16 protein-coding genes are annotated in these 18,973 nt (G+C 68.0%); 8 read left to right on the top strand and 8 right to left on the bottom strand.

What is annotated here, in order from left to right; all coding sequences use genetic code 11:
- Positions 1–76: 76 nt before the first annotated feature.
- The 4 genes from C1925_RS06960 to creB form a co-directional block, all read right to left on the bottom strand.
- Complete coding sequence (locus C1925_RS06960; protein ID WP_108768257.1) at positions 77–487, bottom strand: hypothetical protein; 411 nt, start codon at positions 485–487, stop codon at positions 77–79.
- Between the two features lie 10 nt (positions 488–497).
- Positions 498–1,817, bottom strand: a complete 1,320-nt coding sequence (creD, locus tag C1925_RS06955) for a cell envelope integrity protein CreD (RefSeq protein WP_108768256.1) — start codon at positions 1,815–1,817, stop codon at positions 498–500.
- Positions 1,818–1,898: 81 nt separating this feature from the next.
- Entirely contained in the window at positions 1,899–3,359 is a 1,461-nt protein-coding gene (gene creC / locus C1925_RS06950) for a two-component system sensor histidine kinase CreC (protein ID WP_108768255.1), read from the bottom strand.
- A 3-nt stretch (positions 3,360–3,362) separates the two neighbouring features.
- Positions 3,363–4,091, bottom strand: a complete 729-nt coding sequence (gene creB, locus C1925_RS06945; protein WP_108768254.1) for a two-component system response regulator CreB — start codon at positions 4,089–4,091, stop codon at positions 3,363–3,365.
- Between the two features lie 35 nt (positions 4,092–4,126).
- Here creB and rlmJ point away from each other — a divergent pair, with 35 nt between their 5' ends.
- The 4 genes from rlmJ to C1925_RS06925 all read left to right on the top strand — a co-directional run bounded on the left by rlmJ (position 4,127) and on the right by C1925_RS06925 (position 9,922).
- Positions 4,127–4,984: a 23S rRNA (adenine(2030)-N(6))-methyltransferase RlmJ gene (rlmJ, locus tag C1925_RS06940; RefSeq protein ID WP_108768253.1), complete on the top strand. Its 858-nt coding sequence runs from the start codon at positions 4,127–4,129 to the stop codon at positions 4,982–4,984.
- 117 nt (positions 4,985–5,101) lie between these two features.
- Complete coding sequence (locus C1925_RS06935; protein ID WP_108768252.1) at positions 5,102–5,647, top strand: GNAT family N-acetyltransferase; 546 nt, start codon at positions 5,102–5,104, stop codon at positions 5,645–5,647.
- Positions 5,648–5,770: 123 nt separating this feature from the next.
- Positions 5,771–9,235: a transcription-repair coupling factor gene (mfd, locus tag C1925_RS06930; protein ID WP_108768251.1), complete on the top strand. Its 3,465-nt coding sequence runs from the start codon at positions 5,771–5,773 to the stop codon at positions 9,233–9,235.
- 96 nt (positions 9,236–9,331) lie between these two features.
- On the top strand, positions 9,332–9,922 hold the full coding sequence (locus C1925_RS06925; protein ID WP_108768250.1) for an HD domain-containing phosphohydrolase: 591 nt from the start codon (positions 9,332–9,334) through the stop codon (positions 9,920–9,922).
- Positions 9,923–10,078: 156 nt separating this feature from the next.
- Here the strand turns inward: C1925_RS06925 and C1925_RS06920 are convergent, their stop codons facing one another.
- Positions 10,079–12,172 (bottom strand): M13-type metalloendopeptidase, encoded by a 2,094-nt coding sequence (locus C1925_RS06920; RefSeq protein ID WP_108768249.1) that lies wholly within the window; start codon positions 12,170–12,172, stop codon positions 10,079–10,081.
- A 141-nt stretch (positions 12,173–12,313) separates the two neighbouring features.
- On the opposite strand from C1925_RS06920, the gene C1925_RS06915 reads away from it, so the two are divergent.
- Positions 12,314–12,775 (top strand): hypothetical protein, encoded by a 462-nt coding sequence (locus C1925_RS06915; protein WP_108768248.1) that lies wholly within the window; start codon positions 12,314–12,316, stop codon positions 12,773–12,775.
- Between the two features lie 192 nt (positions 12,776–12,967).
- Positions 12,968–13,453 (top strand): DUF4262 domain-containing protein, encoded by a 486-nt coding sequence (locus C1925_RS06910; RefSeq protein WP_108768247.1) that lies wholly within the window; start codon positions 12,968–12,970, stop codon positions 13,451–13,453.
- 100 nt (positions 13,454–13,553) lie between these two features.
- On the opposite strand, the gene gpmA is transcribed toward C1925_RS06910, so the two are convergent.
- Positions 13,554–14,303, bottom strand: coding sequence for a 2,3-diphosphoglycerate-dependent phosphoglycerate mutase (gene gpmA / locus C1925_RS06905; protein ID WP_108768246.1), 750 nt, complete (start codon positions 14,301–14,303; stop codon positions 13,554–13,556).
- 94 nt (positions 14,304–14,397) lie between these two features.
- Here gpmA and nfi point away from each other — a divergent pair, with 94 nt between their 5' ends.
- A complete protein-coding gene (gene nfi, locus C1925_RS06900) occupies positions 14,398–15,087 on the top strand; it encodes a deoxyribonuclease V (RefSeq protein WP_108768245.1) in 690 nt (229 codons plus the stop codon).
- Between the two features lie 99 nt (positions 15,088–15,186).
- On the opposite strand, the gene C1925_RS06895 is transcribed toward nfi, so the two are convergent.
- Positions 15,187–16,152: a cation diffusion facilitator family transporter gene (locus C1925_RS06895; protein ID WP_108768244.1), complete on the bottom strand. Its 966-nt coding sequence runs from the start codon at positions 16,150–16,152 to the stop codon at positions 15,187–15,189.
- Between the two features lie 179 nt (positions 16,153–16,331).
- On the opposite strand from C1925_RS06895, the gene C1925_RS06890 reads away from it, so the two are divergent.
- Positions 16,332–17,744, top strand: a complete 1,413-nt coding sequence (locus C1925_RS06890; protein WP_108770643.1) for a GGDEF domain-containing protein — start codon at positions 16,332–16,334, stop codon at positions 17,742–17,744.
- A gap of 3 nt (positions 17,745–17,747) precedes the next feature.
- On the opposite strand, the gene C1925_RS06885 is transcribed toward C1925_RS06890, so the two are convergent.
- Positions 17,748–18,935, bottom strand: coding sequence for an MFS transporter (locus C1925_RS06885; protein WP_108768243.1), 1,188 nt, complete (start codon positions 18,933–18,935; stop codon positions 17,748–17,750).
- Positions 18,936–18,973 lie beyond the last annotated feature (38 nt).

Below are 18,973 nucleotides of genomic sequence, written 5' to 3'. Positions count from 1 at the left end.
TCCCCCCCGCCATGCATGTCGATGATGTGCGGTGGCTCCCGTAGATCCACGCCATGCGTGGATGCTCCGTGCGCGCTCACCCACGCCACCCCAGCCACAGCTGCGCGCGCTCCGGCAGCAGCAACAGCCAATGACGCTGGTCCACGCTGCTGCAGCCGTACACCGCGGCATGCGCCGGCCAGTCCGGCGGCAGGCCGTCGATGCCGATCTCCGACAGCGCCGCCGCGCCGGCCTTCCATGGCCGGTAGCGCGGCACCCGCCCGGCCAGCGCGCCGCGGCCCTGCCGCGCGCCGACCAGCCATTCCAGCCCCTTGCGCTGCAATCCCTCACAGGTCACCGCGGCCAGCTGGAAGCGGACCAGACCGGGGGCGATCCGTGCCCCCGGCAGGGCCGCCAGCACGCCATGTGCCTGCAGCAGTGCATCCACTTCCAGCAGCGCCGGAACGCCCTGCCGTGCCCGTTGCCACAATCCCTGGCGCCAGCCCATGGCGTGCTCCTTACTTCAGTTCCGCGCCCAGCGCGTACCAGTCGACCCGGCGGGTCACCCACATCGCCAGCGCCAGGATCACGAACAGCAGCAGCGATCCCATCAGCAGCGCGTTGTTTTCCGAGACCAGCAGGCCATACAGCGCGCCGTACAGCAGGGTCAGCAGCGCAGCGAAGCCGAGGCCGCGCTTCCAGTGGCCCAGCACATGGGCCAGGTACACCGCCTGCAGGCCGATGCAGGCCACGGCCGAGACCAGGTAGGCCTTCCAGAAGGTGATGTGCTCGGACAGGCTGATCAGCAGCAGGAAGAAGATCGCCAGCGCCAGGCCGACCATCAGGTACTGCAGCGGGTGGATGCGCAGCGACTTGATCAGCTCGAACAGGATGAAGCCGACGAAGGTCAGCACCACGAACAGGATGCCGTACTTGGAGGCGCGGTCGGCCTGGGTGTAGGTGTCGACCGGATCCACCAGCGACACCGTCACTGCCTGCGAATCCATCGCACCGTCACGGCGCAGCTGCGTCTGGGCATCCGAGGCCAGCGAAGACACCGCCCACTGCGCGTTGAACCCCTGCGCATCGACCCGGCGTTCGTTGGGCAGGAACGCACCGCTGAAGGACGGGTGCGGCCAGCGCGAGCGCAGTGCGATCCGGGTGTCATCACCCACCGGCACCACCGACAGCGCGCGACTGCCGTCCAGGCGCAGGTCCAGCTCGATGCTGCTGCCGGCCAGGGTGCCGCCGTGGCTCTCGGCGAAGCCGGCCACCGGCGCGTGCAGGCCACGGCCTACCTCGCTGGCTGCGCCGACACCCGGCAGCAGCCGCACCTGTCTGCCATCCACGCGCAGGTCCGGCGTGCCGACCAGGCCACGCGCATCGGACACGCCCAGCACCACGTACGGCCGGCCATAGCTGCGGCCCGGCTTCACCGGGTAATCGTCGGCCGCGAAGGTCGCCTTCAACTGGCCGTTCCAGCTGTACACCGGCACCTTGAACAGGCCGACCTCGCGCTGGCTCGGCAGCATTTCGCCGCCCACGTCCAGCGAGGCCGGCATCTGCAGCCTGTGACCTTCGGTCACCTGCTCCTCGGTCTTCTTGTTGCCCTTGGCGTCGATCACCTCGACCTGCTGGCGTTCCACCCACGGCACCACCCGCACCGGGCCGACCAGGCGCTGCGCACCGGCGCGGCTGTCGGCCACCCGCGCGAAGGCCTCGTCGCGGTACGCACTGCGTTCGTTGATGACGCCGCGGATCATTGTCAGCGGGATCAGCAGCAGCAGGATCAGTCCGCCGACGATGGCGAACCGCAACAGCATCTTCAGGGATTTCATCGTCCATCCTCGTTGCAGAGGACTGCAGGATGGACGGCGGCGGTGAGCGGGGTTTGTGGCGAATTTGAAGCGAATGTGAAGTCAGCGACGGGCCCGATGCGCCGGTCCACCCAGCGGCAGCCACAGGCTCGCGACAGTGCCGCCGCCGGGCCGCGGCTCGAGGCTGGCGCGGCCATCGTGCAGGCGCGCCACTTCCTGCACGAACGGCAGGCCCAGGCCGGAGCTGCGCCGGCCACTGCCGGGACGGGCCAGCGAATAGAAGCGCTCGAACACCCGGTCACGCGCGTATTCGGGCACACCGGCGCCACGGTCGGCCACCTGCAGGCGCACGCCCTGGCCATCGGCCACCGCCTCCAGCTCGACCTCGCCGCCGGGCGTCGAGAACGCCACCGCGTTGTCGATCAGGTTCTGCAGCGCCTGCCGCAGCAGATAGGCATCGCCGTGCACGCGCAGGTCAGGCACCGCGCCGATCCGCACCACGACACCGGCCGCCTGTGCACGCACCTGTGCGGCGGCAGCGGCATCGTCCAGCAGCGTGGCCGGCGCGATCGGGTCGCGGGTCTGCAGCCAGCCATGCTGTTCCACTTCGGCCAGCGCCAGCAGCTTGTCGATGGTCTCGGTCAACCGCTCCTGCTGGTCGACGATGCTGCGCGCGAAATGCGCACGGTCGGCATCGGGCATCGGTTCCTGCAGCAGTTCGGCGGCACCGCGGATGGCGGCCAGCGGGCTCTTCATTTCATGGGTCAGCGACTGCACGTACTGCTCGACGTAGGCCTTGCCTTCCAGCTTGCGGCGCATGGTTTCCAGGGCTTGGCCGAGATCGCCGATCTCATCGCGGCGGCGCCGTGGCGGTGGCACCGGCTCGCCAGCGGTGACCGCGCGTGCGTAGCGGCTGAGCTGGCCGAGGCCGGTGGTCAGCCACATCGTCACCAGCACGCCGACCAGCGCGGACAGGCCGATCAGCCACGCCCCGCGCTCCATGATGGCGCGCTGGCTGGCGGCGATGAACGGATCGATGCTGCGGTTGGGCTGGGCCAGGCTGAGCACGCCGATGAGGGTGTGGCCGTCGGCAGGGTCGTAGACCGGCGCGGCCACGTGCATCACCGTGTCGCCCTCGCCACCGGGCACTTCCGGGCTGGAACGCGCGCCGTACTCGCCGCGCAGCGTGCGGTAGACATCGTTCCAGCGCGAATTGTCACGACCGACGTCGCGGCCCAGCGAATCGTAGATGACGATGCCGCGCGCATCGGTGATCGTCACCCGGTAATCCAGCGAACGCTTGGGGAAGCGCCAGACCATCGCCTTCAGGTCGCGCTGGCGGGCCTTGGCCAGATTGCGGGTGAAGCTGCCGCTGCCGATCGTGCCGGCCTTGACGTCGGCCGCGGCCATTTCGGCCAGCACGTTGGCCGCATCGACCAGGGTCGATTCCATCGCCTGGCGCACGCCCGGCTTCACCTCGTTGACGAACACCCGCATGACGAAGAACGCGGCGATGCCGGTGATCAGGAAGAAGCCCAGGAACAGCTTCAGTACCAGGCGCATGGCTCAGGTCTCCAGCGCGTAGCCCAGGCCACGATGGGTGCGGATCGGGTCGTCGCTGGCACCGGCCGCACGCAGCTTGGCGCGCAGCGTCTTGACGTGGGTATCGACGGTGCGGTCGGCGCTGTCGGCGCTGCTGTCCCAGCCGCGGTCCATCAGCTGGGCGCGGCTGAGGATGGCGCCGGGGCGCTGCAGCAGCGCCTCCAGCAGGGCGTACTCATAGCGGGTCAGGTCCAGGGTGTGGCCCTGGTAGCGGATGCGACGGCCCTCGCGGTCGATGGAGAAGGCACCATGCTCGCGCCAGCCGGGCTCGACCGCCGCCACGGCCGGGGCGGCCGGCGTCACCCGGCGCAGCCGGGCGCGTACCCGGGCCACCAGCTCGCGCGGCGAGAAGGGCTTGGCCATGTAATCGTCGGCGCCCAGTTCCAGGCCCAGCACGCGGTCCAGCTCATCGTTGCGGGCGGTCAGGAAGATCACCGGTACCTGCGCCTGCTGCCCCGGCAGGGCGCGCAGCCGGCGGCAGACCTCGAAGCCGCTGAGGTCGGGCAGGCCCACGTCCAGCACCACCACGTCCACGTCGCCCTCCTGCAGGCGCTGCAGGGCCTGCCCGCCAAGCAGGCAGTGGCTGGCCGCGTAACCTTCGCTGCGCAGGGCATACAGCACGGTTTCGGCGATGGCGGCTTCGTCCTCGACTACCAGGACCTGGGCAACGGGGGCTGTCATGGCGCGCAGCATAGCCGCTGCGGCCGCCGCCCCGTACACTGCCGCCCATGAACTATCGCCACGCCTTCCATGCCGGCAACCATGCCGATGTCCTCAAGCACATCGTGCAGCTGGCCCTGATCGACAGCTTCAAGCGCAAGGACAGCCCGTTCTTCGTGCTCGACACCCATGGCGGTGCCGGCCGTTACCTGCTGGCCAGCGAAGAGGGCCGCAAGACCCTGGAGGCCGAAGACGGCATCATGCGCCTGATGGCCCAGCCCAAGCTGCCGGAGGTCATCGAGCGCTACCTGAAGGCCGTGCAGGCCGACAACCCGGTGGGCGCGATGATCACCTACCCGGGCTCGCCGCTGCTGAGCGCCCAGGCCATGCGCGCGCAGGACCGGATGGCGGTCTGCGAGCTGCAGGACGACGAAGCGGCCCAGCTGAAGGCGCTGTTTGCCCACGACAACCGCGTCGGCGTGCACCAGGGCGATGGCTACGCGCTGCTGCGTTCGCAGCTGCCGCCGAAGGTCAACGGCAGCAAGATCGGCCGTGGCCTGGTCCTGATCGACCCGCCGTACGAGGCACAGGATGCCGAATACCAGGCCATCCTGGCCGCCCTGGCCGAGGCCCTGGCGCGCTGGCCGCAGGCCACCTGCGCGGTCTGGTTCCCGATCAAGCAGCGCCGCACCATCCTGCATTTCCTGCGCAAGGCCGCCGCCCTGCCGGTGAAATCGGCCATGACCATCGAGTTCCTGGTGCGTCCGGACGATTCCCCGCTGCGCCTCAACGGCAGCGGCATGCTGCTGCTCAATGCCCCCTGGCAGTTCGACCGGGTGGTCGGCCCGGCCCTGCCGGCGCTGCGCCAGCACTTGGGCGAGCCGGGTGCCACCACCCGCCTGGATTGGCTCAAGGCCCCCGAATAGGCCACGATCAGGCGACGATCTGCCGTCTTCACGAGGCTGTACGCCCGTGAGCCTTTCGTTCACGGAATGCAGCCCCGGTGATGCCACAATCGATGGACCACCAAGGAATCACCCGGTATGGCCACTCGCAACCGCATGCCGCCCTGGCATGAGATCTTCAAGGCTCCCAGCGGCCACGAGCTGCTGATCCGCCCCATCCGCCCGGAAGACGGCGCGCCGCTGCAGGCCGCCTTCAGCCTCTTCGGGCCGGAAGAAATCCGTGACCGTTTCCTGCAGTCGGTGACCGAGCTTTCGGCGGACACCACCCAGCGCCTGACCCACCCCAACCCCAAGACCGAAATCACCCTGGTGGCGGCCGAATCGCTGCCTGCCGGTGAAGCGGTGGTTGGCGCGGTCGCGCGTGCCTCGATCATCCCTGGTACCCGTGAAGCCGAGTACGCGATCCTGATCAGCCGCTTCCTGATCGGCCAGGGCCTGGGCCGCCAACTGATGCGCAAGCTGGTGAAGTGGGGCCGCGGCAAGTACCTGGACCGTCTGTATGGCGACGTGGCCGCCGAGAACGAGCCGATGAAGCAGCTGGCCGCCTCGCTGGGCTTCAAGCCGGTACCGCACCCCAATGGCGCCGATGGCCTGGTGCGCATGGTGCTGGAACTGGACAACTGAGGTAGCGCCGGGCCATGCCCGGCGAGCGCAGCGGTGGTGCGGCATCCGCCGGGCATGGCCCGGCGCTACCAACCGCGTTGCGCACACGGTCGCGACAAACCCTTCTGCTAAGATCGGCGGTCCATGTCGCGTACCTCATACCCCGCCCCGCCGTTGCCTCGCGCCGGCCAGCTCCGCGCCTGGTGGCGCGCCCCCGCCTCGCCGACCGCGCTGGCCTGGTACCTGGTCCAGGCCGCGCGCGCGCACGACGCGCCGCTGCTGGTGATCGCCCGTGACAACCACGGCGCCAACCAGCTCGAAGCCGACCTGCAGACCCTGATCGGCACCGATCCGGACCTGCCGGTGGTGGCGTTCCCCGATTGGGAAACGCTGCCCTACGACCGCTTCAGCCCGCACCCGGACATCATTTCGCAGCGCCTGGCCGCCCTGCACCGCCTGCCCGCGCTCAAGCGTGGCCTGGTGGTGGTGCCGGTGCAGACGGTGCTGCAGCAGCTGGCCCCGCGCAGCTACGTCATCGGTGGCAGCTTCGACCTGAAGGTCGGCCAGCGCCTGGACCTGGAAGCCGAGAAGCGCCGCCTGGAAAGCGCCGGCTACCGCAACGTGCCGCAGGTGATGGACCCGGGCGATTTCGCCGTGCGCGGTGGCCTGCTCGACGTGTTCCCGATGGGCGCCGACGAGCCGCTGCGGGTGGAGCTGCTGGACGAGGACATCGATTCGATCCGCGCCTTCGATCCGGAAAGCCAGCGCTCGCTGGACAAGGTCGAGTCGGTGCACATGCTGCCCGGCCGCGAAGTGCCGATGGACGATGCCAGCATCGCCCGCGTGCTGGGCACGCTGCGCGAGCGCTTCGATGTCGATACCCGGCGCAGCTCGCTGTACCAGGATCTGAAATCCGGGCTGGCCCCGGCCGGCATCGAGTACTACCTGCCGCTGTTCTTCGACAGCACCGCCACCCTGTTCGACTATCTGCCCGCCGGCAGCCTGCCGGTGGTGTGCACCGGTGCGGATGAAGCGGCCGTCGCCTTCTGGGCGCAGACCGGTGACCGTTACGAACAGCGCCGCCACGATGTGGAGCGGCCGCTGCTGCCGCCGTCGGCGCTGTACCTGTCGCCGGAACTGCTGCGCGAACGCTTGAACGATGCCGCGCGCATCGAGGTGTGGGCACCCGAGCACGCACGCATCGCCGATGCGCATGCACTGGGTGACCAGCCGCTACCGCCGCTACCGGTGGCTGCGCGCGACGCGCCCGCCGGCGATGCACTGAAATCCTTCCTCGGCCACTATCCGGGCCGGGTGCTGATCGCCGCCGATTCACCGGGCCGCCGCGAAGCCCTGCTGGAAGTGCTGCAGGCCGCCGAGCTGAAGCCACCGCTGGTGGCCGACCTGCCCAGCTTCCTCGCCGACGATGCGCGCTTCGCCATCACCGTGGCGCCGCTGGAAGACGGCTTCGCCCTGGATGAGCCGCGCATCGCGGTGCTCACCGAGCGCCAGCTGTTCCCCGAGCGCGCCGGCAGCACCCGCCGCACGCGCCGTGCCGGCCGCGAGCCGGAAGCCATCATCCGCGACCTCGGCGAGCTGACCGAGGGCGCGCCGATCGTGCACGAAGACCATGGCGTCGGCCGCTACCGTGGCCTGATCGCGATGGACGTCGGCGGCATGCCCGGCGAGTTCCTGGAAATCGAATACGCCAAGGGCGACCGCCTGTACGTGCCGGTGGCCCAGCTGCACCTGATCAGCCGCTATTCCGGTGCATCGGCGGAAACCGCACCGCTGCATTCGCTGGGTGGCGAGCAATGGACCAAGGCCAAGCGCAAGGCGGCCGAGAAGGTGCGCGACGTGGCCGCCGAGCTGCTGGAGATCCAGGCCCGCCGCCAGGCGCGTGCCGGCCTGGCGCTGCAGGTGGACCGCGCGATGTACGAACCGTTCGCGGCGGGCTTCCCGTTCGAGGAAACCCCCGACCAGCTGGCCGCCATCGACGCGACCCTGCGCGACCTGGCCAGCAGCCAGCCGATGGACCGCGTGGTCTGCGGCGACGTCGGCTTCGGCAAGACCGAAGTGGCCGTGCGCGCGGCTTTTGCCGCGGCCAGCGCCGGCAAACAGGTGGCCGTGCTGGTGCCGACCACGCTGCTGGCCGAGCAGCACTACCGCAATTTCCGCGACCGCTTCGCCGATTACCCGCTGAAGGTGGAAGTGCTGTCGCGCTTCAAGAGCACCAAGGAAATCAAGGCCGAACTGGAGAAGGTCGCCGCCGGCACCATCGACGTCATCGTCGGTACCCATCGCCTGCTGCAGCCGGACGTGAAGTTCAAGGACCTGGGCATGGTCATCGTCGACGAGGAGCAGCGTTTCGGCGTGCGCCAGAAGGAGGCACTGAAGGCGATGCGCGCCAACGTGCACCTGCTGACCCTGACCGCCACGCCGATCCCGCGTACCTTGAACATGGCGATGGCCGGCCTGCGCGACCTGTCGATCATCGCCACCCCGCCGCCGAACCGGCTGGCGGTGCAGACCTTCATCACCCAGTGGGACGACGCGCTGCTGCGCGAAGCCTTCCAGCGCGAGCTGGCGCGTGGTGGCCAGCTGTACTTCCTGCACAACGACGTGGAAAGCATCGGCCGCATGCAGCGCGAGCTGTCCGAGCTGGTGCCGGAGGCGCGCATCGGCATCGCCCACGGGCAGATGCCCGAGCGCGAGCTGGAAAAGGTGATGCTGGATTTCCAGAAGCAGCGCTTCAACGTGCTGCTGTCGACCACGATCATCGAATCGGGCATCGACATCCCCAACGCCAACACCATCATCATCAACCGCGCCGACCGCTTCGGCCTCGCCCAGCTGCACCAGCTGCGCGGCCGCGTGGGTCGCTCGCACCACCGTGCGTATGCCTACCTGGTGGCGCCGGACCGCCGCTCGATCACCCCGGATGCGGAAAAGCGCCTGGAAGCGATCGCCTCGATGGACGAACTCGGCGCCGGCTTCACCCTGGCCACGCACGATCTGGAAATCCGTGGCGCCGGCGAACTGCTGGGCGAGGACCAGAGCGGGCAGATGGCCGAAGTGGGCTTCAGCCTCTACACAGAGCTGCTGGAACGCGCGGTACGCAGCATCAAGCAGGGCAAGCTTCCCGACCTGGATGCCGGCGAGGAAGTGCGCGGTGCCGAGGTCGAGCTGCATGTGCCGGCGCTGATCCCGGAAGATTACCTGCCGGACGTGCACACCCGCCTGACCCTGTACAAGCGCATTTCCAGCGCGCGTGACAGCGATGCGCTGCGCGAGCTGCAGGTGGAGATGATCGACCGCTTCGGCCTGCTGCCGGATGCGGCCAAGCACCTGTTCGCCATTGCCGAACTGAAGCTGCAGGCCAACACCCTGGGCATCCGCAAGCTGGACCTGGGCGAGAACGGCGGCCGCATCGTGTTCGAATCCAAGCCGAACATCGACCCGATGGCGGTGATCCAGCTGATCCAGAAGCAGCCCAACCTGTATGCCATGGAAGGGCCGGACAAGCTGCGCATCAAGCACCCGCTGCCGTTGCCGGAGGACCGCTTCAACGCGGCCCGTGCGCTGCTGCTGACCCTGGCGCTGCGCTGACCCCGGCGCACGCGTTACCCTATGCACCACCCCACCCCATCCGGGCCCGCAGACGCGGGCCTTGTTGTTTCTGCGTGCCAAGGCGGCGCCACCCCCATGCTTGATTCCAACCCTCCCGATCTGCTGCACACCGATGCCTGCCTGGTCGATGCACTGTCGATGTCGCTGCAGATGCGCGATGCCTACACCCGCCATCACTGCGACCGCGTCGGCCTGCTCGCCCAGCGCCTGGCCGTCCACTGCGACATGGACAGCGACAGCCGCGCGCACGTCGGCCTGGCCGCACGCTTCCACGACATCGGCAAGATCGGCATTCCCGATGACGTGTTGCTGAGCCCGCGCCGGCACACCGATGAGGATCGCGCGATCATGCGCGAGCACCCGGTGCGCGGCGAACACATCTTCCTGGCCACGGGCCGCAGCGATGCAGTACCGGTGGCGCGGCTGATCCGCGCCCATCACGAAGCCCACGACGGCAGCGGCTACCCCGATGGCCTGCACGGCGAGTCGATCCCGCTGGGCGCACGCATCCTCACCGTGGTCGATGCCTACGACGCGATGACCAGCGCCCGCCCCTACCGCCAGGCGATGGAGCATGACGCGGTACTGCGCATCCTCGATGAGCAGGCCGGCGGGTTGATTGACCCGTACGTGCTGAGGCGTTTCCGCGACATGCTGGCCGGGTAGCGCCGACTGTTAGTCGACCGCTCTTCCCGCAGACCGCGAAAACCCCGCGCTGCGCGCGATAGTCGACCAACGGTCGACTCTACCGCCCGGCCAGCCCCGCAAAGAAAAGGCCCCGCTTTCGCGGGGCCTTCTGCACTCAGACAACCGCCGTGGCGATTACCAGATCACCACGCGCTTGTCGTCGGCGCGCACCATCGCGTCACCGGCCTTGCACTGGAACGCAGCGGCATAGGACGGCATGTTCGACGGTGCACCGTTGGCGCGGAAGTTGGCCGGTGCGTGCGGATCGGTGTTCAGGCGCACGCGCAGCTCGCCATCGGTGAAGTTGCGGCGCCACACGGTGGCCCAGTTCATGAAGAAGCGCTGATCCTGGCTGTGGCCGTCGACTTCGACGTTGGCCTTCGGGTCTTCCTTCAGCGCCATCTGCAGCGCGTCGTACGCCACGGTCAGGCCGCCCAGGTCACCGATGTTCTCGCCCAGGGTCAGCTTGCCCTTCACGAACACGCCCGGCACCGACTCATAGCCGTCGAACTGCGCGACCAGCTTGTCGGTACGCTCGGTGAAGGCCTTGCGGTCACCGTCGGTCCACCAGTTGTCGAAGTTGCCGTTGGCAGCGAACTGGCTGCCCGAGTCGTCGTAGCCGTGCATCATCTCGTGGCCGATGACCGCGCCGATGCCGCCGTAGTTCAGCGCCGGGTCGGCCTTGGCATCGAAGAACGGCGCCTGCAGGATGGCGGCCGGGAACACGATCTCGTTCTTGGTGGCGTTGTAGTAGGCGTTGACGGTCTGCGGGGTCATGCCCCACTCGGTCTTGTCCACCGGCTTGCCGATCTTGTCCAGCATGTAGCGGTAGTTGAACGCGCGCGCCGCCTGCATGTTGCCCAGGTAGCTGTCACCGTTGGTCTGCAGGCCCGCCCAGTCACGCCACTTGTCCGGGTAACCGATCTTCGGGGTGAAGCTGGCCCACTTTTCCAGTGCCTTCTTCTTGGTTTCCTCGCCCATCCACGGCAGCTGCTCCAGGCGCGCCTTCAGTGCCTGCGACAGGTTCTCCACCAGGTGCTGCATAGCCACCTTCGATTCGGCCGGGAACACGGCATCAACGTACAGCTGGCCCAGGGCTTCGCCCATGCCACCGTTCACCGATTCCAGCACGCGCTTCCAGCGCGGCTGCATTTCCTTCTGGCCACGCAGGGTGGTGCTGTAGAAGTCGAAGTTGGCCTTCTCGAACTGGCTGCTCAGGTACGGCGATGCGTCATCCACGGTGTGGAAGCGCAGGTAGGCCTGCCAGGTGCTGGCCGGCACGTCGGCCAGCATCTTGTCCATTTCACCGAAGAAGCCCGGCTGCGCCAGCGAGAACTTCTGCGCGGCCGGCACCTTCAGGGTGTCGAACAGCGCGGTCCAGCTGAAGTTCGGGGTCAGCTTGTCGGCGTCGGCAGCGCTGAGCGGGTTGTAGCGCTTGGCCGGGTCACGCATTTCGATGCGCGACATCGAGGCCTTGGCCAGGCGGGTTTCAAAGGCCATCACGGCCTTGGCCTGCTCGCCGGCCTGCGCCGCGTCCATGCCCGACAGGGTCAGCACCTGGGCGATGTAGGCCACGTAGGCCTCACGGATCTTGGCCTGCGATTCGTCGAAGTAGTAGCCCTTCTCCGGCAGACCCAGGCCGCCCTGGCCGACGTAGGCGATGACGTTGGCCGAATCCTTGTAGTCGGCATTGCCGAACAGCGAGAACAGCACGCCCTTGCCTTCGGCCTGGCTGTCGCGCAGGTACTGGGTGATGGCGGCGGTGTCGTTCAGCGCGGCGATCTTGTCCAGCTGCGGCTGCAGCGGGGTCAGGCCGGCGGCCTCGATCTTCGCTTCGTCGTTGCCGGTCTTCCAGATGTCACCGATCTTGGCTTCCACCGAGCCGGCCTTGGCCTGGCTGGCGGCGGCCTGCTCGACCAGCGCGTGCTGCACTTCCAGCGAGCGCTCGCGCAGGATCTCGAAGCTGCCCCAGGTGGTCTGGTCGCCCGGCACCGGGTTGGCCTTCAGCCACTTGCTGTTGACGAAGCCGTTGAGGTCGGTACAGGCGGCGATGGACGGATCCAGGTCGGCGCTGTTCAGCGAGATCAGCGGGGTCTTGATCTGCGACTGATCGAAGGCCGGCTTGGCATCGGCGGTGGCGGCCGGCGCGGTTTCGTTCTTGCCACAGGCAGCCAGCGACGCAGCGATGGCGATGGTCAGGCCCAGCGGGACCAGGTTGCGGACGTTCATGGAGTCTCTCTCCGACGGCGAATCGTCCAGCGTAGCGGGCGCGGCGCGGTGGGGGACCGGCCAAAGGTCACAGGGGTCGTGGCATCGCCAACCAACTACATGCCGGTATTCTTGTCTTCCCGATCACCGGAACTCGCGCCCATGGACGAAACTGCGCTGCTACTGGCGCTTGACGGCTGCGATTATCTGTTCCTGACGGATATTGGCGAACCGGAGGCCAACTGTCTGCGGCTGGTCATCGAGGAGGGACGGGTGACAGGAGAGCCCCGCCGGGTGGATCTCGGCCAGGGACATTGGATCGATGGCGTGCGAGCGATAGAGATGACCTCCGATTCGCAATGCTTCGAGCTGGTATGGGACCACTACATCAGCTATGTCGTGCACAACGAGTCCTACAAGAGCTGGGACGACTCCGAAGCCTGGAGCGGCAACCGGTTCCGCCGCTACAGCCGGTCGAAGTTCCTCGATTATCTGGACCATGTCACCTTCGCTGATAGCCGTTACCCCGGCCCATTCGCGCACTATCAAGTGATCTGCCAGGACCACGTCATCGACATTGCTGCATTGCAGCCTCCGAGGGCGCGCCTGCGGGGTCCTTCCTAGCAGACGGATGCAGCCACCCATGGGGTGGCTCTACTGGGTTGCGATGGCGTCAGTCGAGCATGGCTCGACGCTACAACAGGCCGCCGTAATGGCGTTCATTCGCCCCTGATGCGAAGGGTTTCAACCATGCCGCACACTGCTGGCGCTATGCCAGACTGACAGGTATCGCCCCACGACACCCGTTTGAAGCACATGGCCGACAGACAGACACACCGCGATGAGACCGTGGCCGAGCATATCCAGCGCTACGGGTGGCATTGCCTGCACGTCCAGCCAGAGCACCCCGACCAAGTCCCTTTTTCCTACACCATCGGCTTCAACCAGTGCCACCAGGCACCCGAAGTCATGGTCTTCAACATGCCCCGTGACAGGGCGCATGCTCTGCTCAGTGCCTGCGCCGCGATGCTCGCCGAGGGGCATCGGATACAGCCAGGCATCAGGAATGGCGACGTCCTGTCAGGGGGATACGACGTCATCTTCAAGCGCGTCGATCCCCGGTTCCATCGGGAATACCTCGGAATGGCCCTTCGACACGCCCCGGAAACACCGCTCGATGCCGTGGTGATGTTCCTTCCGGACGCCGATCACCGCTACCCCTGGGAAGATGGCTACGCCTACGTTGACGTCAGCGAAGCGCTGGGCATCGTCCAGCAAAGGTCACAGGGCCAGCCCCTGTAGAGTCGAGCCATGCTCGACTGCGCCTTTCGCACGACATCAAAGCAGTCGAGCATGGCTCGACTCTACAAAACGAAAGGCCGGCTTGCGCCGGCCTTCAGTTTTATTTCGCCTTGCCCTGGTTGGCCACGGCTTCAGCGGCCTTGCGGGCGGCTTCCGGGTCGCCCAGGTAGCGGAACGACTTCACGGTCAGGTCGTCGTTCAGTTCGAACAGCAGCGGGATGCCGGTCGGGATGTTCAGCTCGAGGATTTCCTCGCGCGAGACGTTGTTGAGGTACTTGTACAGCGCGCGCAGCGAGTTGCCGTGCGCGGTGACCAGCACGGTCTTGCCGTCCTTCAGCTGCGGCGCGATGGCGTCGTGCCAGTACGGCAGCACGCGGTCCAGCGTGGTCGCCAGCGATTCGGTACCCGGCAGTGCATTGCGGTCCAGGCCGGCGTAACGGCGGTCGTGGATCGGGTGGCCCGGATCTTCCAGCTCCATCGGCGGCGGCGGGATGTCGTACGAACGACGCCACACCTTGACCTGGTCCTCGCCGTGCTTGGCAGCGGTCTCGGCCTTGTCCAGGCCCTGCAGGCCGCCGTAGTGGCGCTCGTTGAGGCGCCAGGACTTGTTGACCGGCAGCCAGTCCTGGCCCAGTTCGGCCAGCGCACCCTGCAGGGTGTGGATGGCGCGCTTGAGCACCGAGGTGTGGGCGACGTCAAACTGCAGGCCTTCTTCGCGCATCAGGCGGCCGGCGTTGGCGGCCTCGCTGCGGCCCTGGTCGGTCAGATCGACATCGACCCAGCCGGTGAAGCGGTTGTCCAGGTTCCACTGGCTCTGGCCGTGGCGCAACAGTACGAGTTTACGGGTCACTGCAGGATCTCCAACGCGAGGAAAGGCAGGCGGCCATTGTAGCCCCGCCGGCGCTCACCGCGCCGTGGCGGCGGCCATGCCATGCTGCGGGCCGATGAAGACCGTGATCGACCCCGGGCGCTGGCAAGGCAGCGTCGCCGACGCCCGCGAACAACAGCGGAAGCTGGCCAGCCGCGTGGAGCGCCAGGACCGCCTGCCGCGCACGGTGCGCTGGCTGGCCGGGCTGGACGTGGGCTTCGAGGATGACGGCGCCACCACCCGCGCCGCAGCGGTATTGCTGGATGCCCGCACCCTGCAGCCGGTGGCGCAGGAGATCGCACGCATTCCCACGGTCATGCCCTACATCCCCGGCCTGCTCAGTTTCCGCGAACTGCCGGCCCTGCTGGCCGCGTTGGCACAGCTGCCGCGCACGCCGGACCTGGTGTTCGTCGATGGCCATGGCATCAGCCACCCGCGGCGGCTGGGCGTGGCGTCACACCTGGGCGTAGTGACCGACCTGCCCACTATCGGCGTGGCGAAGTCGAAGCTGGTGGGGCGCTTCGAAGAGCCCGGCGCAGAAGCCGGCGCGCACACGCCGTTGCTGGACGGCGACGAGCAGCTGGGCTGGGTGCTGCGCAGCAAGATCCGCTGCAGGCCGTTGTTCGTGGCCGGCGGCCATCGGGTCAGCGCCGATACCGCGCTGGCCTGGGTACAGCGCACGCTGCGTGGCTACCGGCTGCCCGAACCGACGCGGCTGGCAGACCGGCTGGCTTCGCGCCGCGATGAGGGTAGAGCCGACTGCTAGTCGACTATCGCGCGCAGCGCGGGATTTTCGGGGCTTTCCGCCAAGAGCAGTCGACTAGCAGTCGACTCTACCCAGCCGACGTGACCCAGTCGGGATTTTTTACCGGTGCACGTGGCCATGATGTCCCTGCGCATCAGGGTCATGGTCATGATCATGGTCATGCGCGTGCTTCACCGGCTGCCCGCAGGCTTCGCCACAATGGTCCGCCTCGATCTGCAGGGTCACATGATCGATGCCGAACTCCTCGTGCAGACGCGCTCCCAGTTCGCGGCGCAGCGCATCGGCATCGGTGCCATCACGCATCACCACGTGCGCGGTCAGCGCCGGCGTGCTCGATGCCAGTGCCCAGATGTGCAGGTCATGCACGTCCAGCACGGCGGCATGCGCGCCCAGGCCCGCGCGCACCTTGGCCACGTCGGTGCCCTTGGGCACGCCTTCCAGCAGCACGTTGATCGCCTCGCGCATCAGCACCCAAGTGCGCGGCAGCACCCACAGACCGATCAGCACGGCCAGGATCGGATCGATCGGCTTCCAGCCGGTCCAGCGGATCAGCAGCGCACCGACGATCACCGCCACCGAGCCCAGCATGTCGGCCCACACTTCCAGGTAGGCGCCCTTCACGTTGAGGCTTTCACCACTGCCGGCCTGAAGCAGCCGCATGGAAATGAGATTGATGACCAGGCCGAAGGCCGCGATCACCAGCATGCCGGTGGACGCGATCTCCTGCGGCTGGCGGAAGCGCGCAATGGCTTCCCACAGAATGTAGCCGGCCACCACGAACAGCATCGCGCCGTTGATCATCGCGCCCAGCGCTTCCAGCCGGGCATAGCCGTAGGTGCGGCGCGCATCGGGCGGGCGCCGGCTCAAGCGCACCGCGACCAGCGCGATCATCAGCGCCAGCGTATCGGTGGCCATGTGCGCGGCATCGGACAACAGCGCCAGGCTGTTGGTCCAGAATGCCCCCACCACTTCCACCACCAGGAACGTGGTGGTCAGCCCAAGCGCCCACCACAACGGCTTCTCGTGGCGGATTTCCGATGGCAGGTGATCGTGGTCGTGACCCATGGCAAAGCTCCTGTGCAATGCGGTCAGGCTACGCGCGGCGGGCGCGGGAGACTATTACGCTGTTTATAACATTGCAGGCGTGCACGCCCCATCGGGCTTACACTGCGCTGCTCACTCCCTTCAACCGTACGCCCGCGCTGCCGATACCGGTGGTCTGCTGTACGCTGCCGGACAACAACGTGGATACCCCCCAACTGGATGAAGCCAGCCAACCGCTGGCCGAAGCCTGGCAGCAGTGCCTGCTGCAGGCTGGCAGCGCTGCCACTGCATTGCTGCGCCGTGTCGCCGAGGATGCCCCGCCGCTGCTCGCCCAGCGCTTCTATGAAGTACTGCTGGACGATGCGCGTGCACGCCGCTTCCTGTCCCACGAACAGGTGAAGCAGCGCCTGCAGCCGGCGATGCAGCGCTGGTTGAGCCAGTTGCTGTGCACCGGTACCGAGGGCGTGGCCGCCGCAGTGGCCGCACAGCGGGTGATCGGCGACGTGCATGCGCGGGTGGGCATTCCGGTGGATCTGGTGACCCGCGGCGCGCGCGTACTCAAGCACGAACTGTTCGTGCGCCTGCGTCAGCAGGCCTGCGACAGCGACACCGCGTTCGCGGCCATCGACTGCCTCAGCGCGACCATGGACATCGCCATGGAAGGCATGACGCTGGCCTATACCCATGCCCGCGAGCGCTCCTCGCGTACCGATGCGGCCTATCGCCTGTTTTCGCTGGTGCAGAACGTGAGCACCGAGCGCGAACGTCAGCGGGCGCTGTTGCTGGACTGGGAAAACACCCTGCTCTACACCCTGGCCGGCCACGCCTGCGATGGCGAGGGCGCCAGCCTGGCCACGTCCGAGTTCGGCCTGTGGTTCACCCACAAAGGCATTCCCAGCTTCGGCGAAAGCAGCGAGACGCAGCAGGTGTCGCGCCTGGTCGCACGCATCGATGCCTGCCTGCTGCGCGCCCAGGACGATGACACCGCCCAGCGCTTGGCCGTGCTGCCGCCGATCCGCGAAGACCTAGCCACCATCCGCAGCCTGATGACGCTGCTGTTTGAACGCATCGGCGAACTCGATGCCGGCAGCGATGCGCTGACCAACCTGCTCAACCGCCGTTTCCTGCCGACGGTACTGCGCCGGGAGATCGAGCTGGCCACCCGCAACCAGACGCCGTTCTCGTTGCTGCTGCTCGACCTGGACCACTTCAAGGCGATCAACGACGGCCACGGCCACGATGCCGGCGACCGCGCGTTGCAGCATGTCGCTGCGCTGCTTGGCCAGCTGACCCGTGGCAGCGATTACCTGTTCCGCTACGGCGGCGAGGAGTTCGTGGTGGTGCTGGTGGCCGCCAGCGAATCGCAGGCGATGGTGATTGCCGAGAGCCTGCGCCGGCAGATCGCGCAGTCGCCAGTCAGCCTGCCCAATGGCCAGGTGCTGGACCTGAGTGCCAGCATCGGCGTCGCCGGCCACGACGGCCACCCGGATTACGAGCGGCTGATGGCCCGTGCCGATGCGGCGATGTATGCCGCCAAGCGCAGCGGCCGCAACCGCGTCGTGCTGGCCGATGCCGCACTGCCCGAGGCACCCGGTCGTCGCGCCCTGCGCTGAACGCTACAGCGCGTCGCAGGGGCGGCGGCGCGCACGGCACCACAGCCACCACAGCAGCGCCAGCACCGCGATGCCCGCGCCCAGCAGGCACACCGCATGCCAACCGTGGCGTGCCTGCATCCAGGTGCCGGCGGTCGCACCCACGCCACTGCCGACCGCATAGAACAGCATGTACAGCGCCACCAGGCGGCCATGCTGTTCGACCGGTGCACGCAGCAGCAGCGCTTGGTTGGATACGTGCAAAGCCTGCCCGCCCAGGTCCAGCAGCACCACGCCCAGCAACAGCAGCACCAGTGAGTGCGGCAACCCCAGCAGCGGCCACCACGCTGCCAGCATCAGCAGCAGCGCAGCGAGGCTGACGCGCACGGCGAAACCGCGATCCATCCAGTGGCCGACCCGGCCCGCCAACAGCGCACCGACGATGCCAGCCAGGCCCAATGCACCGATCGCGGCAGTGGACCAGTGCAACGGCGGCGCCGACAGCGGCAGCGGCACCGCCGCCCAGAACACGTTGAGGCCGGCAAACAACAGCAGCGCCAGCGGCCCGCGCTCACGCAGCGTGCGGTCGTCGCGCAGCAACCTGGCCATCGACGCCAGCAGCGTGCGCCATGACGGCGGCACCAGCGGCACCGGGAGGGCCGGCAGGCGTCGCCACAGCAGCAGCGCCAACGCCGCCATCAACACGGCGGACAGCAGGTAGACCGCACGCCAGCCGGCCACGGCGGCCACGCTGCCGGACAGCACGCGCGCCGACAGCAGGCCGATGAACACTCCGCCCTGCACGGCGCCGACCATGCGCCCGCGCTGTTCGGCCGGCGCCAGCTGGGCCGTGTAGGCGATCAGCCCCTGGGTGAGTGCCGTGCCCAGCAGCCCGGCCAGCAGCATGCCGGCCAGCAACCACGCCGCCGTCTGCGCAGCCGCCAGCAGCAGGAGCGCGGCCACCAGGGCCAGCAACTGCACCCGCAGCAGGCGCCGGCGGTCGCCACGGTCGGCCAGCGGCAACAGCCCGAGCAGGGCCAGCACGCTGCCGGCCTGGGTAGCCGCCAGCACCGCGCCGGCCACGGCCGTGTCGAGGGCGAAGGCCTGGGCCAGCCGTTCCAGCAGAGGTTGCGCGTAGTAGACATTGGCCACGCTGGCGCCGGCGGCGACCGCCAGCAGGCCGAGCAGTGGCCGCGATACGGGGAGGCTCATCTTTGTGGTTGCATTTTGAAACTGGATGCACGGTAGCG

This window comes from Stenotrophomonas sp. SAU14A_NAIMI4_5 (genome assembly GCF_003086795.1).
GTDB lineage: Bacteria > Pseudomonadota > Gammaproteobacteria > Xanthomonadales > Xanthomonadaceae > Stenotrophomonas.
The sequence above is the reverse complement of the archived record's forward strand: the minus strand, read 5'-3'. Positions and strand labels throughout refer to the sequence as shown.

What these genes read in the sequence shown, in the direction of transcription:
- C1925_RS06960 (WP_108768257.1), bottom strand. Translation starts at nt 487, where the DNA reads ATGGGCTGGCGCCAGGGATTGTGGCAACGGGCACGGCAGGGCGTTCCG.
- creD (WP_108768256.1), bottom strand. Translation starts at nt 1,817, where the DNA reads ATGAAATCCCTGAAGATGCTGTTGCGGTTCGCCATCGTCGGCGGACTG.
- creC (WP_108768255.1), bottom strand. Translation starts at nt 3,359, where the DNA reads ATGCGCCTGGTACTGAAGCTGTTCCTGGGCTTCTTCCTGATCACCGGC.
- creB (WP_108768254.1), bottom strand. Translation starts at nt 4,091, where the DNA reads ATGCTGCGCGCCATGACAGCCCCCGTTGCCCAGGTCCTGGTAGTCGAG.
- rlmJ (WP_108768253.1), top strand. Translation starts at nt 4,127, where the DNA reads ATGAACTATCGCCACGCCTTCCATGCCGGCAACCATGCCGATGTCCTC.
- C1925_RS06935 (WP_108768252.1), top strand. Translation starts at nt 5,102, where the DNA reads ATGGCCACTCGCAACCGCATGCCGCCCTGGCATGAGATCTTCAAGGCT.
- mfd (WP_108768251.1), top strand. Translation starts at nt 5,771, where the DNA reads ATGTCGCGTACCTCATACCCCGCCCCGCCGTTGCCTCGCGCCGGCCAG.
- C1925_RS06925 (WP_108768250.1), top strand. Translation starts at nt 9,332, where the DNA reads ATGCTTGATTCCAACCCTCCCGATCTGCTGCACACCGATGCCTGCCTG.
- C1925_RS06920 (WP_108768249.1), bottom strand. Translation starts at nt 12,172, where the DNA reads ATGAACGTCCGCAACCTGGTCCCGCTGGGCCTGACCATCGCCATCGCT.
- C1925_RS06915 (WP_108768248.1), top strand. Translation starts at nt 12,314, where the DNA reads ATGGACGAAACTGCGCTGCTACTGGCGCTTGACGGCTGCGATTATCTG.
- C1925_RS06910 (WP_108768247.1), top strand. Translation starts at nt 12,968, where the DNA reads ATGGCCGACAGACAGACACACCGCGATGAGACCGTGGCCGAGCATATC.
- nfi (WP_108768245.1), top strand. Translation starts at nt 14,398, where the DNA reads ATGAAGACCGTGATCGACCCCGGGCGCTGGCAAGGCAGCGTCGCCGAC.
- C1925_RS06895 (WP_108768244.1), bottom strand. Translation starts at nt 16,152, where the DNA reads ATGGGTCACGACCACGATCACCTGCCATCGGAAATCCGCCACGAGAAG.
- C1925_RS06885 (WP_108768243.1), bottom strand. Translation starts at nt 18,935, where the DNA reads ATGAGCCTCCCCGTATCGCGGCCACTGCTCGGCCTGCTGGCGGTCGCC.